The 15238-nt window shown below is 53.3% G+C and carries 16 protein-coding genes, 1 tRNA gene and 2 rRNA genes; 7 read left to right on the forward strand and 12 right to left on the reverse strand.

Features of this window, described 5'->3' with window-relative positions:
- The 3 genes from D9A02_RS07735 to D9A02_RS07745 form a co-directional block, all read left to right on the forward strand.
- A 23S ribosomal RNA gene (locus D9A02_RS07735) occupies positions 1 to 128 on the forward strand; the annotation flags it as partial.
- An 89-nt stretch (positions 129 to 217) separates the two neighbouring features.
- A 5S ribosomal RNA gene (gene rrf / locus D9A02_RS07740) occupies positions 218 to 332 on the forward strand.
- Between the two features lie 219 nt (positions 333 to 551).
- Positions 552 to 1088 (forward strand): acyloxyacyl hydrolase, encoded by a 537-nt coding sequence (locus D9A02_RS07745; protein ID WP_120500442.1) that lies wholly within the window; start codon positions 552 to 554, stop codon positions 1086 to 1088.
- Between the two features lie 119 nt (positions 1089 to 1207).
- On the opposite strand, the gene D9A02_RS07750 is transcribed toward D9A02_RS07745, so the two are convergent.
- From D9A02_RS07750 to hemC, 5 genes are all read right to left on the reverse strand, one after another.
- Complete coding sequence (locus D9A02_RS07750; RefSeq protein ID WP_120500443.1) at positions 1208 to 2350, reverse strand: DUF563 domain-containing protein; 1143 nt, start codon at positions 2348 to 2350, stop codon at positions 1208 to 1210.
- A gap of 178 nt (positions 2351 to 2528) precedes the next feature.
- Positions 2529 to 3395 (reverse strand): hypothetical protein, encoded by an 867-nt coding sequence (locus D9A02_RS07755; protein WP_120500444.1) that lies wholly within the window; start codon positions 3393 to 3395, stop codon positions 2529 to 2531.
- 23 nt (positions 3396 to 3418) lie between these two features.
- Positions 3419 to 4300, reverse strand: coding sequence for a hypothetical protein (locus D9A02_RS07760; protein WP_120500445.1), 882 nt, complete (start codon positions 4298 to 4300; stop codon positions 3419 to 3421).
- Positions 4301 to 4594: 294 nt separating this feature from the next.
- A tRNA-Met gene (locus tag D9A02_RS07765) sits at positions 4595 to 4671 on the reverse strand.
- Positions 4672 to 4739: 68 nt separating this feature from the next.
- Complete coding sequence (gene hemC, locus D9A02_RS07770; protein ID WP_120500446.1) at positions 4740 to 5699, reverse strand: hydroxymethylbilane synthase; 960 nt, start codon at positions 5697 to 5699, stop codon at positions 4740 to 4742.
- Positions 5700 to 5794: 95 nt separating this feature from the next.
- On the opposite strand from hemC, the gene hemE reads away from it, so the two are divergent.
- Positions 5795 to 6826, forward strand: coding sequence for a uroporphyrinogen decarboxylase (gene hemE / locus D9A02_RS07775; RefSeq protein WP_120502434.1), 1032 nt, complete (start codon positions 5795 to 5797; stop codon positions 6824 to 6826).
- 8 nt (positions 6827 to 6834) lie between these two features.
- On the opposite strand, the gene D9A02_RS07780 is transcribed toward hemE, so the two are convergent.
- Genes D9A02_RS07780 through D9A02_RS07790 form a run of 3 tightly spaced genes read right to left on the reverse strand, consistent with a single transcriptional unit; the run spans position 6835 to position 9283 of the window.
- The gene (locus D9A02_RS07780; protein WP_120500447.1) at positions 6835 to 7878 is read right to left on the reverse strand and encodes a low specificity L-threonine aldolase; all 1044 of its coding nucleotides are present in this window, start codon (positions 7876 to 7878) and stop codon (positions 6835 to 6837) included.
- Positions 7875 to 8348 (reverse strand): YcgN family cysteine cluster protein, encoded by a 474-nt coding sequence (locus D9A02_RS07785; protein ID WP_120500448.1) that lies wholly within the window; start codon positions 8346 to 8348, stop codon positions 7875 to 7877. The genes D9A02_RS07780 and D9A02_RS07785 overlap by 4 nt, the downstream gene beginning before the upstream one ends.
- On the reverse strand, positions 8345 to 9283 hold the full coding sequence (locus D9A02_RS07790; RefSeq protein ID WP_120500449.1) for a bifunctional riboflavin kinase/FAD synthetase: 939 nt from the start codon (positions 9281 to 9283) through the stop codon (positions 8345 to 8347). The genes D9A02_RS07785 and D9A02_RS07790 overlap by 4 nt, the downstream gene beginning before the upstream one ends.
- Positions 9284 to 9381: 98 nt before the next feature.
- On the opposite strand from D9A02_RS07790, the gene D9A02_RS07795 reads away from it, so the two are divergent.
- The gene (locus D9A02_RS07795; RefSeq protein WP_162933000.1) at positions 9382 to 10269 is read left to right on the forward strand and encodes a sulfotransferase domain-containing protein; all 888 of its coding nucleotides are present in this window, start codon (positions 9382 to 9384) and stop codon (positions 10267 to 10269) included.
- An 88-nt stretch (positions 10270 to 10357) separates the two neighbouring features.
- Here D9A02_RS07795 and D9A02_RS07800 read toward each other — a convergent pair whose 3' ends face one another.
- From D9A02_RS07800 to D9A02_RS07815, 4 genes are all read right to left on the reverse strand, one after another.
- Positions 10358 to 10801, reverse strand: a complete 444-nt coding sequence (locus tag D9A02_RS07800) for a MaoC family dehydratase (protein ID WP_120500451.1) — start codon at positions 10799 to 10801, stop codon at positions 10358 to 10360.
- A gap of 103 nt (positions 10802 to 10904) precedes the next feature.
- The gene (locus tag D9A02_RS07805; protein WP_120500452.1) at positions 10905 to 11780 is read right to left on the reverse strand and encodes a TIGR01459 family HAD-type hydrolase; all 876 of its coding nucleotides are present in this window, start codon (positions 11778 to 11780) and stop codon (positions 10905 to 10907) included.
- Between the two features lie 265 nt (positions 11781 to 12045).
- A complete protein-coding gene (locus tag D9A02_RS07810) occupies positions 12046 to 12708 on the reverse strand; it encodes a DUF1194 domain-containing protein (protein WP_162933001.1) in 663 nt (220 codons plus the stop codon).
- A 75-nt stretch (positions 12709 to 12783) separates the two neighbouring features.
- Positions 12784 to 13602, reverse strand: a complete 819-nt coding sequence (locus D9A02_RS07815) for a LysR family transcriptional regulator (RefSeq protein ID WP_120500454.1) — start codon at positions 13600 to 13602, stop codon at positions 12784 to 12786.
- 103 nt (positions 13603 to 13705) lie between these two features.
- On the opposite strand from D9A02_RS07815, the gene D9A02_RS07820 reads away from it, so the two are divergent.
- Together D9A02_RS07820 and D9A02_RS07825 are read left to right on the forward strand one after the other, a co-directional pair.
- On the forward strand, positions 13706 to 14743 hold the full coding sequence (locus tag D9A02_RS07820; protein WP_120500455.1) for an LLM class flavin-dependent oxidoreductase: 1038 nt from the start codon (positions 13706 to 13708) through the stop codon (positions 14741 to 14743).
- Positions 14740 to 15231 carry a flavin reductase family protein gene (locus tag D9A02_RS07825; RefSeq protein ID WP_120500456.1) on the forward strand — a complete coding sequence of 164 codons (492 nt, stop codon included), beginning with the start codon at positions 14740 to 14742 and terminating at the stop codon, positions 15229 to 15231. Before D9A02_RS07820 ends, D9A02_RS07825 begins: the two co-directional genes overlap by 4 nt.
- The last annotated feature ends 7 nt before the right edge of the window (positions 15232 to 15238 follow it).

The raw sequence follows: 15238 nt of genomic DNA on the forward strand, positions 1-15238 counted from the left end.
GCGGGAAGCCCCCCTCAAAACAAGGTATCCCTGAGGGCCGAGGTAGACCACCTCGTCGATAGGCCAGAGATGTAAGCATGGTAACATGTTCAGTTGACTGGTACTAATTGCCCSATAGGCTTGATTTGATCCAGTAATAGCCAGACTATTACAAATCGAAATCAAAAGCATACACAACACAATGTACGTGACTTGGACATCAGAGGATTTTTCTTGGTTTGGTGGTCATAGCGAGAGCAAAACACCCGGTCCCATCCCGAACCCGGCAGTTAAGTGCCTTTGCGCCGATGGTACTGCGTCTTAAGACGTGGGAGAGTAGGTCACCGCCAAACCTAGTAAAATCCTCTATCTTTGTATCTCTCAATGCGATCAACAAAATCATCCAAAAAAAATACAATCAGAAAATTTTAATGCCTTGGGTATCCGTAACCGCATGCATTGCGCGCACGACATGTGACCAATCAAAGACAACTCAAAAAATCAACAAACCCGTGACTAGACTCCGATAGACATCTGTTCCATTTATTCTGCAAAGAAACGGGGAGACAGATATGTCAGATTTAGCATTCATTACAGACGGGACGTTTGGCGTCGTATTCCTGATCGCGGGCTTGATCGACGCTGGGATTAACCACTGCCCGAATGAAGGCTGTATCGCTAAAAACGATGTTCAGGCCTACAACACCCTGTCCGTTGGCGAGACTGTCTTCCAAGAAGATAGTGTCGGTGAAGAAGTTTACTATCGCCGCGATACAGGTTTTGCGACAGGCCCATTCCAATGGATCTATGGTGTTTCAGCCACCAGTGATGGTGAGCTTTGGGCTGGTGTTGGGCAGGCGGTAACCTATTCGATCGCAAATGATAGGCTCTATACACAGCTGCATGCCATGGCGGGTCTTTATGAAGACGGCGACGGTGCTGACCTAGGAGGGCCGATTGAGTTCCGCTCTGGCATTGAGATTGGCTATCAAAACAAAAAGGGTGTGCGGATGGGGCTCAGCATAGATCACCGTTCGAACGCTGGTCTTTATAGCGATAACCCCGGTCTCGAGACAGTACAATTTCGGGTTTCAATACCGACAAACTAATCCCTGTCGTTTACCCACAGTAGGCAATTCAATATCGCGGCCTTCAAATCTAGGATGAATTAAATGGGCACTGGGCTGGTACGAATACGCGACAGCTTCATGTTGGAGGTGATGCCAATTTAGCGGACAAAGACTTCTTCTAAGGCGCTCGTACCTTCTAGACGTTTGTCGATGTCAGCTAAAGCTTGGGCAAGTTCCACACTGTTTAGATTTGCCCAAGTATCACCGCCTGAAATGAACCCGTTTTGTTTCAGGTTTTTTTGTATGCACGGGAAGCTCATCAAACTATATAATTCGTTGTGCTGCGTTTTGCCGTTGATCCCCCAAAACCGGTGAACTTCGTTGATCAAAAGTGGGGTGACATCTGCAAATTTTTCAAGCTGCGTTTTGAAGTCACTAATCAAAGTGCCGGGCCGGCGGTTCAAGATGGCGATACAGCTGTTTTTATTCGCAAAAAAGGCAGCGAGATGTAAGGCGGAGCCATCTAAGGATATGATTTTCTGCGCAGCTTTGTATCGTGCGATTTGGACTTCAATGGGATGCTCCTGCGGATGAAATATCTCGTAGCCCTCAGCTGCCAAATGTTGCTCAAGCTGTGCTTCACCCAAAATAGAGCCACGTTTCACAAACAACCTGCTCCGAGAAATGTATAACATTTTGGAGCCTTCGGGAGAGATGTTTTTGCCCAGATTAGCATGGATGAAATCCCTGTACTCTGGGGCACCAGCGATCATCGCGTGCATGCCAAACCCTTGCGGAGGTATAACCAAGTGTTCGACACGCAAAGGTGCATTCGATAGCATAAAACTGAGATCTGACACACCTAAGGCGTCAAAAAAGCCTTCGTGGCCGTGGAGCAACCGCTTAGGCCAAGTCATTTTCTTTTTTGGAATATAAATGATGCCGTCCAAGGGAAGTGGACTGTGTGCGAGCCCCCAAAGACGGCTGGTGGATTCACATAGGAAATGCCCGAAATGGCCATACATCATGCCACCAAACATCCAGGTTCCTCGTAGTGTTTCTATTTCATCCTCATTTGGAAGGTGGGCGGGTAGCATAATTCGATGGTTTGGATTGCGCCAAAGGCTAGCAACGTCAGACCATTCTCCGCTTGCTGTATAGACCCCCCCGGGGCGTGATGCCCCGCGTGCTGAGCCCTCTGCCCAAGACATGACAACAGCATCCTTCAGGACTTGGATCTGCCCCTTCAAAGGTTGGTTAGAATCAAAGTCCAGAGAGGGGGGTAAAGCGGGTGCTGACATAGCGTGAAGTTCCAAAATCTTACTGATGTTCGTTAGCGAAAAGATCGGATTTAGGTATCTGATAAGACCCTGATAATGCGAATGTTAAACAGGGTCAGAATCGAAAGTAAGGGAAAATCCTAACAGCTTGGATGTTGCACTGTGTTTAATGCACAAACAACGCGGTTTCTCCGTACTTTCAGACAATGCCTGCAAGCTCGGGTGGAATGGTGGTGTAAAGCCCTTCAAACGACCCGCGCGGGTCTTTGCTGTTGCGGCAACGTTTTGCGGGGCTGCCGTCTTCTTCAAAGGGAAAGTCACGTAATCCGATACTTTTGGCCTCTTCGAATTCCAACAGTGGCCGTGTGGCGGCCTCGGATATCTGCGACAGCCTGCCTTGTTGATGCGATAAGTGCGATACATGCAAGCCGTCTGGTCCGCCACGTGTCAGGTGGCGCTCATACGCAAGCTTCTGATCACTCAGCGCTAGGTGAACGAGATAGAATTCAGGATCTATTTCCACAGGTCGATTTATCAACCGGTGGGCGCCGCCGGTCCAATTGTTCCAGCGCCAAATTGCAAAAGGTTTACTGTATTTATCCGAGACGTAAGCATAACGGCGTTGGCCTAAGATAGGTTCGCTCCGTACAAGTTCAGGTTCAGTCGAACCTCGTTGCACCACATCAAGCCCCAAGGCATAAATATATCCCCGGTCACTGTGTTTTCGAAGAGCGGTTACAAAATCCTGTTCTGATTTTGGGCTGCGTATAACATATTCGTCCACATCGGTGCGCAGTACATATTGGTATTTTCTGCGAAGCGCGTTTGCTTTACCTGACATATAGCCTGCGATGAAACGATCATTTTTGATGCGACGATGCGGCGACCCTTCGATGTACTCGACTGTGATGCCACTAAGGTCGACATCAGTTTCCCAGTCATTGCCATCCAAATGAACAAAGAGATTTTCCCGCCCAACAATTGACGAATAATGATCAATCCATTTCTGCAAATAGAATGCGTCATGTTTGACGTGTGTTGTGGCGCAAATCGGTAATTTTGCCAAACCAATCTCCTTTTGAGAAGCGTTTATTGCGTTCGTGTGAAATGTTTTAACCAGTGTTCAACGGCCGCTTTTTCGCTCGCCGGTGTTTGAGATATTACTGATTGCAAGAGGTTTTGGCACGTGTCGTTTCCCCTAAAATGCGCAGGCATATGGTAATGCATTACCTTGATGTCGTCGGGCAGTTCCTTTTTTCGACGATACAATGAAAAGTTGTGAAATTCATCCAGGACATGAAGTGTCGCACCAGCGCGGGATATCGCGACAGGCAGGCTTATTTGATCCAGCCAAGGTCTTTTGTTTTCAATGTTAATGCTGTTGTCGACGGTTTTCGCGGTATCAAGCCAAACCTCAGGAAATCGAAGCCCATCCGGTCCTGCGGTTTCTGAGAACCCAACTAAACCGCCATTAAAATAGGGCATCATCGCGATGCGCCGGCCCCGTGTAAGGCGTATTTTCTCAGAGGGTAAGGGAAGATCAAAATAGCTGTACAGCGGTACCCAGTCTTCATCCGCACGCCCCCACGTCGGCACGCCTTCGGGCACTCCGGATACTGTTCTGTCCTGGCATATTTGGTCAAGGTTGCAAGGGCCAGATAAAATCATGTCAGTGTCAAGAAACACAGACCAAGGAGTGTCGCGGGGTTCACAGCAGGCCAAGATTTTATTGCCATGAGGGTAATCTGTGGCCCAGCCAGGTGCCGCATTGTCAAACAAGCTGCGCTTGACATCATACCGAGCCATCATTTGGATAAACATCTCGGACTGAGTGTCGATGTTGTTCGCCGGAGAGTAGGCGATAATATCAACGTTATTACCGTGATGTGCCCTAATAGACGCCACCAACAAAGTGGCCATCACTTCGTGTTTTTGCCCATCTACAACAAAAATGAATGACACTTTGACCATTGAGTGCATACCGATACTTATATGAATTAGATCACATTTGACTAGCGATACACGGCGACAATATCAAGGCTAGAGCCGTGTATGGTGCCCCTAATGAGGGTTTTGCAAATTCAGTTTATCTATTCACGTGTCGATGCATCTGATCAACTTGGTTTGAAAACGAAACTCTTGAGGCTTTGCGAGTGTTGGGTTCACAAATCATCGTTTTTCCCAAGGTGGATGATTGCATACTTGTCGAAATCGTTGGCGATATGGCCGCGCTGATCTCATGTTTTGATGAAAATGGGGGTGCTATGGTAGCGGAGGAGGGACTTGAACCCCCGACACGCGGATTATGATTCCGCTGCTCTAACCAACTGAGCTACTCCGCCAAACCGTGGCGCTAGGTAGTCCACCACTAATGCTGCGTCAAGTGCAAAGTACACTCAAGTATAACAGATTATTTGCGCCAGTCGAAAAACCCTGATCCAGCCTGCGTCAGTAACCGCGCGGCCATTTCACGGCCCAGTTCAGCGCCGTCTTCAATCGAGGCGGTTTGATCGTCTTTCAGGCATTCACTTCCATCCGGGCGCAGGATTTCACCGCGCAGGCGCAGGGTGCCACTGTCCAGTTCCGCAAGGCCCGCAATGGGCGTCTCGCACGAGCCGTCAAGTGCGGTTAAAAAGGCGCGTTCGGAATTCAAGCGTTGCGCTGTGTGCGTGTCGTGGATGGCGCTGAGCATTTCTGCCACGCGGCTGTCATTTGCGCGCCGTTCAATTCCGATCGCGCCCTGTGCAACGGCAGGCAGCATAACATCAGGTTCAATCGCAGAGCGGGCCACCTCAGCCCGCCCCAAACGCCGCAACCCGGCCATGGCGAGAAATGTGCAATCTGCTACGCCGTCATCAAGTTTTCTGAGACGCGTCTGTACGTTGCCGCGAAACTCAACGACCTGCAGATGCGGATACGCCACCAGCACCTGTGCTTTGCGCCGTAGCGATGAGGTGCCGACCTTTGCGCCCGCGGGCAGGTCAGCCAGTGCGCCCACATGCGGTGACACAAAGGCATCGCGCACATCTTCGCGTGGCAGGTAGCAATCCAGCAGCAACCCATCGGGTTGGGCCACAGGCATGTCTTTCATTGAATGGATAGCGATGTCGATGGAGCCGTTCAGCAGCGCCTCTTCGATCTCTTTGGTGAACAATCCCTTGCCGCCGATTTCCTTGAGCGGGCGATCCGCGTCAATCATCTGGCGATTGTCGCCAGTGGTTTTGATCACCACGATCTCAAATGCGGCATCGGGCAGGTCGAATTCCTGCATCAACCGTTCACGGGTTTCATGGGCCTGCGCCAAGGCAAGTGGCGAGCCGCGAGTGCCAAGTTTCAGAGGGGCGATCGGGGAAGGGAGTGTAATTGTCATACCAGCGGTCTAGACGCGGCAAAATGACATTACAAGAGACCTGCGCTTGACATCTTGTCGCCATAAGGTGACCACGCATGCAAACGGAGGGTGGCATGACTGCAGAAAAAACGATCCTGAAGGCGCTGGCGGGGGAAACTCAAGCTGTGCCACCGATCTGGATGATGCGCCAGGCTGGGCGTTATCTGCCCGAATATCGCGCCACACGGGCCGAGGCTGGAGATTTCCTCTCGTTGTGTTATAACAGCGATCTTGCAACCGAGGTGACCCTGCAGCCGATCCGACGCTACGGTTTTGATGCGTCAATTTTGTTTGCAGACATTTTGCTGTTGCCACAGGCATTGGGTGCAGATCTGTGGTTTGTCACCGGCGAAGGGCCGCGCTTGTCGACCATTACCAGTCAGCCCGAACTGGATCAGCTGAAGCCTACGGCGGATATTCACGAAACACTCGCCCCGATCTATCAGACTGTACGAAATCTGTCGCAGGCCTTGCCCAAGGAAACCACACTGATCGGCTTTGCTGGCGCGCCGTGGACCGTCGCCACCTATATGATTGCCGGACGTGGAACACCCGATCAGGGGCCCGCCCATGCGCTAAAGGCAGAAAATAAGCCAGTGTTTGAAGGCATCATCGACCGACTGACCGAATCGACCATCGAATACCTGTCCGCCCAGATCGAAGCTGGGGCCGAAGTCGTTAAACTGTTCGACAGCTGGGCAGGGTCCCTTAAAGGCGATGATTTTGAGGCCTACGCGGTTGAACCAACCCGCAAGATCATTGCAGCACTCAAGGCTCGTCACCCTGACACGCCGATCATAGCCTTCCCGCGCGAAGCGGGTGACGGCTACATCGGCTTCCATGAAAAAACCGGGGCAGACTGCGTGGCGTTGGATAATTCCGTCAGTCCCGAGTGGGCGGCCGAGTATGTGCAAACAGCGGGCTGTGTTCAGGGCAATCTGGCCTCACGACATATGGTCACGGGTGGAGATGAGCTGGTGCAGGACACGCGTCGCATCGTTGAGGCGTTCAAAGCTGGTCCACATATTTTCAATCTTGGCCACGGTATCACGCCAGACGCTGATCCCGACAATGTGCAGCGTATGATTGATGCGGTTCGCGGGTAAGGGCGCCCTTACTTTGCCGCCGCAATAAACTGGTCAATCTCCGCTTCTGAAATTGACCAATCACAAACCAGACGCATGAGAAGCGGTTCATTTGGATCACCATCATCCAGCGGCCCTTCGAATAAGCCATAGACAGCGCCGGCCGCGTGCAGCTTTTGGTGGGTCGCGCGGGGCAATGTGGCAAAGATCATGTTAACCTGTGGTTCATAGAGAATATTGGCACCCTCTACCTCGGCCAGACGGTTAGAGAGATAGGCACCACGGGCATTCGCCATCCGGGCCGTTGCTAGCCACAGATCATCAGTCAGGTACCCTTGCATCTGGGCCGACAGATACCGGTGCTTGGAAAACAGATGCGCCCCGCGTTTGCGGCGCAGTTCAAATTCCCATGCTTTGGAAGGGTCAAAGAAAATAACTGCCTCCACACCCATGCAGCCATTTTTACTCCCGCCAAGTGAAACGGCGTCAACCCCGGCCTTCCACGTCATCTCGGCAGGTGTGCAGCCCAGTGCAACTAGCGCATTGGTGAACCGCGCGCCGTCCATGTATGTGGGCAGGCTGTATTGCTTTGCGACCGTGGTCAGCGCCTCGATTTCGGCCACTGTGTAGATGCGACCGTTTTCTGTGGCTTGGGTCAAGGCCAGTGGGCCGCGCTGGGAGACATGGACGTCGCCCTTGACCCAGCTTGTGATCGCAGTTTTCAACCCTTCGGGGGTCAGCTTATCGCCTTCGCCAGCGAGCGTTAGTTTGGCCCCGCCCGTGTAAAATTCTGGGGCGTTGCATTCGTCGCGTTGGATATGTGCCATCTCTGAACAAAACACAGTATCCCAGGGCTGAGCCATACATGAAAGTGCCAATGAATTGGCGGCGGTGCCGGTGGCAACAAGGTAAACTGCCGCTTCAGGGGCTTCGAAAATCTCGCGGATTTGGGCGCGCACGCCATCCATGACCGTGTCTGCGCCATAGGAGGCCTGATAGCCACTGTTGGCTTTGATCACAGCGTCCAGAACTGCCGGGTGTGCTGGTCCACAGTTGTCTGATCCGAAATTCATCCCAATGGCTCCTCGATCACGTGGTCTTCCCAGTCGTCTTCGTCAATTTCGAACTCTGGTACAGTACGATCCTGCATTGAGACACCTGCTGTGTGCACCGCATTCGGATCACCGGAAATCAGCGGGTGCCAATTGTAAAGCGGCTCGCCCTTCCACAAAAGTTTGTACGCGCAGGTTTCCGGCATCCAATAGAGGTTTTCCTCCATGTTGTCGGGGCTAAGGGTGATACATTCTGGGATGAACTGATGCCGGATCGGATATTGCGCGCAATGGCAGCTGCTATCGTCAAACAGGCGGCAAGCGACGCGGGTCAGGGCCACTTCACCAGTGTCTTCGTCTTCCAGCTTGTTCATGCAACACTTGCCGCAGCCATCACACAAAGCCTCCCACTCTTTCGGGGTCATCTTGTTCAGCGGTGTTTTTTCCCAAAAACGCGCGCGCAGGTCAGTGCGGTCAATTGGATCGGTCATAGGGCATCCAGAATGCTGCGGGCGCGAGTACAATCGTTACCCATCTGGGTGACAAAGGCCTCGAGCCCATCAAAGGTTTCTTCAGGGCGCAGGTAATCGACCAAAGCAACCGACATGTGACTGCCGTAAAGATCACCTGAGAAATCAAACAGGAAGGTTTCCAGATTGGGCATCTCACCATTAAACATCGGGCGGGTGCCGATACTGGCGGCACCATGATACAGGCCCTTATGCGGGCCATCTAGTACATCCACCAGAACGGCGTAGACGCCAAATTTGGCCGGGTGGAGGCCCTCGATCGACATATTGGCGGTTGGGTAGCCCAAGGTGCGCCCACGTTGCTCACCGCCGATGATCGTGCCCTCAATGCGGTGCCAATGGCCCAGCATGCTGGCGGCATCCCGGGGACGACCCTCGCTTAGCGCGTTGCGGATTGCGGTCGATGATACCTCGCCTCGGTCGCCTTCGATCAGCTCTGCAATGGTGACACCAAAACCCAACTGTTTGCCAAAGTCGATAAGATCCTGCGCATTGCCAGCGCGACCCTTTCCGAAACAAAAATCAGCCCCCACAACAACATGGCGCAGGCCTAGCCCCTCGCAAATTACATCACGGGCGAATTCCTCAGGCGTAAGCGCTGACAGCGTGGCGCTGAAGTTCAACTCATAGAGCCGCTGAACGCCCAATTTTTCCAGACGACTGGCGCGAGCCTCAGCGCTCATCAGGCGAAAGGGCGGGCTTTCTGGGGCAAAGAACTGCCTTGGATGTGGCTCAAACGTCATGATGCCCAGTGGCGCGCCAATCTGTGATCCGGCGGCACGGGCAAGGTCGATCACGGACTGATGGCCCAAGTGCACGCCATCGAAATTTCCGATCGCCACACTGGCACCCCGGTCTTCAGGCTCGATATAGTTATAATCACGAATAATGCGCATGGCGCAGGGGTAGCGATATCACCTGTCAGGTGCAAGCGGGATGCTGGTGAACTGCGAGGCAATATTGTAGGCATGGCAAAACAATGTCGGAGACAGTGATGACCAGAGCACGCCCTACAGATATGGATGGTGTCCGACAGAACTTGAAGGGTTTCGCGACGGAGACTGGCGTGCAGCAAGGGTTGTCTTACCAGCCCGCAGCCTCTGATATATTCATCAGCCCCTTTGCCAAATGCGGCACCACATGGATGCAGCAGATCGTGCATGGGCTGCGCACCGGCGGCGCGATGGAATTTGATGAGATCACAGAGGTGGTGCCCTGGTTAGAGTTGGCGCATGATATGGGTATGGATGTGGATGCGCCACAGGTTGCCCATCCTCGTGCCTTCAAAAGCCATCTCAGCTGGGATGAGATCCCCAAAGGCGGGCGCTATATCGTGGTTCTGCGCGATCCGGTGGATGCGATGGTCTCATTGTACAAATTCTTTGATGGTTGGCAATTCGAGGCTGGGTCAATCACGCTGGAAGATTTTGCAGCATACTTTCTAGAACGGGACCCCTCCAACAGTTACTGGCACCATGCTCAAAGCTGGTGGGCGCAACGCGCGCACGCAGATGTTCTGTTACTGGCGTTTGAGGAGATGAAGCTTGATTTACCCGCCGCAGTACGGCAGGTGGCCGCTTTCATGGGCGTGTCTGACCCTAAGGTGATTGAGCTCGCAACACATCAGGCAGGCTTTGCATTCATGAAGGCGCATAGTGACCAGTTTGATGATCATCTGCTACGCCATGCACGGGACGCCGCGTGCAACCTGCCCACGGATGGCGTTTCAACCAAGGTTAATCAGGGGCAGGCGGGACAAGGTAAACATATGATCAGCGATCACATTCGCGCGGCCTTTGCGGATCGCTGGCACGGAACCATGGGTCAGAGTTTTGGCCTTGCGGACTATGCGGCGCTCCGACAGGTGTTGAAAACACCATAAGGGCAATCCGTTTTCACCTTTGTGAAAATACTCCGGGGTGAATTGGTCAAAGGCCAAGAGGGGCAGTGCCCCTCACGCCCGTTCAAAATTAGTCGAACTTGCCAGACGGTGCCAGAACGGTGGCTTCACCGATCAGAACCTTTTTGCCATTGACCTTGCAGCGGCAATCCAGCTGAACCCGGCGTTTAGCGTGGTCGATACCAATGACTTCGACCTCGGCCAGAACCATGTCGCCAGGGCGCACAGGGGCCAGAAACTTCAGGGATTGACCCATATAGACTGTGCCATGACCGGGCAGTTGCTCACCAATTACGGCCGAGATCAATCCAGCGGTTAGCATGCCGTGGGCGATGCGTCCCTCAAATATTGTATCGCGGGCATAATCATCATCCAGATGTACCGGATTGCGGTCGGTTGAGATCTGCGCAAACATTTCAATGTCTTCATCGGTAACCACTTTGCGCAGGCTGCGCACCATACCCATCTCGATCTCTTCAATGGTGATGGTTCCACGAGGCAAATTGTCCAACATCCGGCCCTCCGATGCAGTCGGGTGAGTAACTTTCAGATCATATTATGACTGATGTTGGAACTTTATTACTTTGCAGGTGCAGAAAATCAAGTGTTATTTTTACCTACCGCAACCGGCCAATTGTGTAGGTTGGGGCCATCATTTCCTTTTCCAGATAGGCACTTAGGGCCTCTGGATCGGGCTGGTAATCGGTCTTGGTTTCACCTGCAGCAAGCCCGCCAGAGATGAAAAGAGAATCGATATCCTCACCCACTGCGCCGCGAATGTCGGTGTGGATTCCGTCGCCGATGGCCAAAATGTCAGATGATTCGATATTTTCACCCATGGCCGCCAGACGACGGCGGGCCAAGTCATAGATCGGCGGATGGGGCTTGCCGAAATACAAACTTTCACCGCCCATCTCGGTATAAAGCTTGGCCAAGGCACCGGCACACCATTCGCGCCGCTCGCCGCGATCTACCACCATATCCGGATTGGCGCAGAGCAGTTTCATGCCTTTTTGCTTGGCATAGAGAAAATCAGGCCGGTTCACATCCGGGTCCGCCATGGTGTCAAACGGACCGCAACAGACGATGCCCTCGGCCTGATCTAGCGGCACGCGGCTGATGGTGATCGGTCTTTCGATCACTTCCAGTGGTTCAAAAAACCCCTCGTCGCGCGCCCACTCGCCCATGAAGAACACCTTTTCCCCAACCGCGCCAGTGTACATCGCTGACCGCGCTGAATCACCCGAGGTGGCGATGGTGTCATAGGCATCATCAGGCACGCCGAACTGCCCCAACTGCGCTGCCACACCCGCGCGGGGCTTGGGCGAATTGGTGACCAGCACCACAATGCCGCCTTTGGCGCGATAAGCCTGCATCGCGGCCACCGCCTCGGGAAAGGCATTTATGCCATTGTGCATGCAGCCCCACAGATCAACAAACAATGCGCGATAGCGATCAGAAATTTCAGCGAAGTGTTCGATGATCTGGGACATGTTGGACCTTGTCATGACGTATGAATGTTTGGGAATGATATGACAGGCACAAGCATCTTTGGCCAGTGCTGTCGGATATCTGGTTTGAGTGCAAAGAGATCGATACTGAAACGAGCAACGATGCTCGCGCTTGGCATACATCTAGGATCATTGCGATATGCTGTTATTTGCCCGCTAGTTTGACTGACATTGATTGTTGCAGCGAAACGCAAGATGACTGGGGTGTTTCGTTAAGAGTTTTAACTAATGTGTTCGGTGGGTTTCTTTAGTCGAGGAGAGAAAGGTTTGGTGCCAGTTCGCGCAGCAGTTTCCGTTTCATTGCGTGAGCATAATCGTCATAGCCGTGTGTGACTTCGACAAAGGCCAAGGGTCCGCGGATCACCTCCGAAAGATAGTAAACAACCGGATCAGGGCGGGCACCTGCGACCACCAAACCATTGATGGTGACGCCCCTCGCAGCGACAGCATTTGAGATCGGGTTGACCTCTGGCCCTGCATTCGAAATGCCATCGCCCGACACATCAATCACCTGACGACGACAGGGGGACCCGAGTTGGCGGAACATTAGATCAGCGTGTAGCAGGGCCTCTGAGACCGAGGTATCAGCATACCAGAAACCGCGATCGATCTCGATCAGATCTTCAACAAACTCTATGACGCTTTGCTTATTCGAGAGGCGGCGCCAAGCGATCGGCTGGCGCTGCTGACCTGCGCCGCCCCATTGGGTTACGGTTACTTTCACGCCGCCAGGCATCCAGGCAATCAAATTGGTGACTTCATCATCTAAGAGCGCGTGACCGATACCGTTTCGCATCAACACATACTCGGATTTGTCGACAGAGCGCGACACGTCGAGGGCAATAACCAGCGCAAGCTCACAAGCACGCGCATTCGCCGGGGCGAGCGCGAGGAGTAGCGATAGGATCATGGCTTTCACAGTTGGAAGAATAACGGTCCGCACAACAATCAGCAAATCACTTCAAGGTGCACCGGGATATCTTTATTAATTCGACGCCAACCACGAAAACGCGGCCTCGCTTGCCTTGCGCCAGCTTAGAACACTGCGCTGGGTGAAAGTGGTGCTGCCTTTGACGGCAAAAAACCGACCCGCCGCCAGATCCTCACGCACCATTCGTTCGGGCAGGTAGGCCGATCCACCATGCTTTAATAGATATTCATGTGCCCAGCTTGGGTTGCTGAAAGAAAGCGAGGCCGTTTCCCCACTGGGCCAGGCGGCTGCGTGTTGGGCGCGAAAGGCTGGTCCGTAATCGACAAAGATATAGGCCGGATCCCACCGCACCGCTTCACGCTCTACTGTCGATACCTGTATCAATGTTTCGGTGGAAAATATCCTGTGGTCATAGTCGGGCCCGGTGATTGGCTCAGGCAACAGAGCAGCGTCGCTCACCCCGCTTTGCAACCAGCGCTGGGCGTCGTCCTTTAACCCTGTCCATATCTCAATGGCCGTGTCGGGATGATCCCGACGCAAGCCTTCGATCCAACTCTCGCTAAGCTTGGGCCAGAGCGATGGCGCGCAAACAAAGCTAAATAGCTGCGTTACCCCACGCGGCAGGTTGGCCTGCGCTTTGGCGTTGGACCATGTGCTGGCGATTAACTCCGCCTGTTCCAGAAAGGCATAGCCGGCCTTGGTCAATGTTGCGCCCTTGCGCGAGCGATTGAGCAGTTTGGCACCCAATGCCTGCTCTAATGCATCCAGCCGGGCCGTGACAGCGGATTGGGTCACGTTCATCTCATCCGCCGCGCGGTTAAGGTTGCCAACACGGGTGACCGCCAGAAAAGTTTCTATTGCTGCCAAGTTCATACACTACATAATGCAATATTTTTGAATTAATGAATAGAATAAATCCGTTTTCCAGATTTTAAAAACTCTGTCACTCTGAGCAAACGATCAGGGAGTGTGAGACATGGAATTCAGCCTACAGTTATCAGCCGATTACCCGGATAAATCCTATGGCGGGGACCGTGTGTATCGCGACATGTTGGATCAGGCGCAACTGGCCGACCGGTTGGGTTATGATGCGGTGTCTTTGACAGAGCACCATCTTATCAATGTTCTGATGATGCCGGCGCCGCTAACCTTTGCTACAAAAATTGCGTCGATGACCGAACGGGTGAAAATCATGACTTCGGTTGTCGTGCTGCCGCTGCACGATATGCGGATCTATGCGGGTGAGGTGGTGGTCGCTGACATCTTCACCGAAGGTCGCCTGATGCTGGGCGTGGGGCGTGGGGCGTTTGCCTATGAAATGGGGCGGTTGGGTGTCCAGATGGATGAAACCCGCGAGCGATTTGATGAATCCCTCGATATTCTGCAGGCATTGCTGAGCAAGGAAGAAGTCAGTTGGGATGGTAAATACTACCAATTTGATCCTCTTACCGTCATGCCGCGCCCGGTCCGCCCTATTGCGATGATGATGGCGGTGATGAATCCCGAAGGGATCTATCACTGCACCAAACGCGGCTTTCACATCCAGACGACACCCCTGTCGGGTAACCATCAATTGCTGATGGATCAGGTTGGGGGCTTTACCCGCGCCAAGGATGAAATGGGACAGGAGGGCGCGCATCTGACCCTCTCGCTTAGCCGGGTGGCCCACGTTGCCCATAGCGCGGCCGAGCGCCAGCGCAAGATCGAAGCCGCTTATAGTTATTACAGCCGCTTCGATAATGTCTTTACCGGCCCCGGAATTGTTGACAATGGTATGATCAGAGAACTGCTACGCGACCAGACGGTCGAAGAACTGGGGGAAAGTCTTTTGATCTGCACACCACAGGAAATGATCGACAAGCTTGGGCCATACGCCGAGCTGGGGATCGATCGCGTCATCCTGAACATGAATTTCGGACTGGAGCTCAGCCAGACAATGGACTCGATCCAGTGTTTCGCTGAAGAGGTTATGCCACACTTCACAGGCCGTATAGCCAGGGTCGCTGCCCAATGAATGCTGCCCGCGACGCGTTTATCACCGCCATGCGCCATGTGGCGTCCACCGTCACCGTTGTCACCACCGATGGCCCTGCGGGCAAGATGGGGGCGACGGTTAGTGCCTTTTCCTCGCTTTCCGCCGATCCGCCATCGGTTTTGGTTTGCCTCAAGGCCGACAGCCGGATTGCCCAGACTGTTTCTGAAAACGGTGCGTTTTGCGTAAATATCCTGCCCGAAGATGCCGCAGGATTGGCCACGCGGTTTGCCGGGGCCTTGGATGTCTCGAACCCCAATCGGTTTGAGGGGGTTGAGATCACCGAGACCGAGTTCGGTCCCATGCTGCCGCGCGCTACCGCCTTTACCTGTTCGTTGAACCATCGGCACATCCACGGCAGCCACGCGATTTGCATCGGCAATGTCACCGGTATCTCGAACGCCGGAGAGAAGCCCTTGACCTATATGAGCGGTGCATTTCATATCGTGCGCCCACACGAGACCGAGTAAGGAGAGC

Origin of the sequence: Roseovarius sp. EL26 (assembly GCF_900327775.1) — a bacterium.
Classification (GTDB): Bacteria; Pseudomonadota; Alphaproteobacteria; order Rhodobacterales; family Rhodobacteraceae; genus Roseovarius.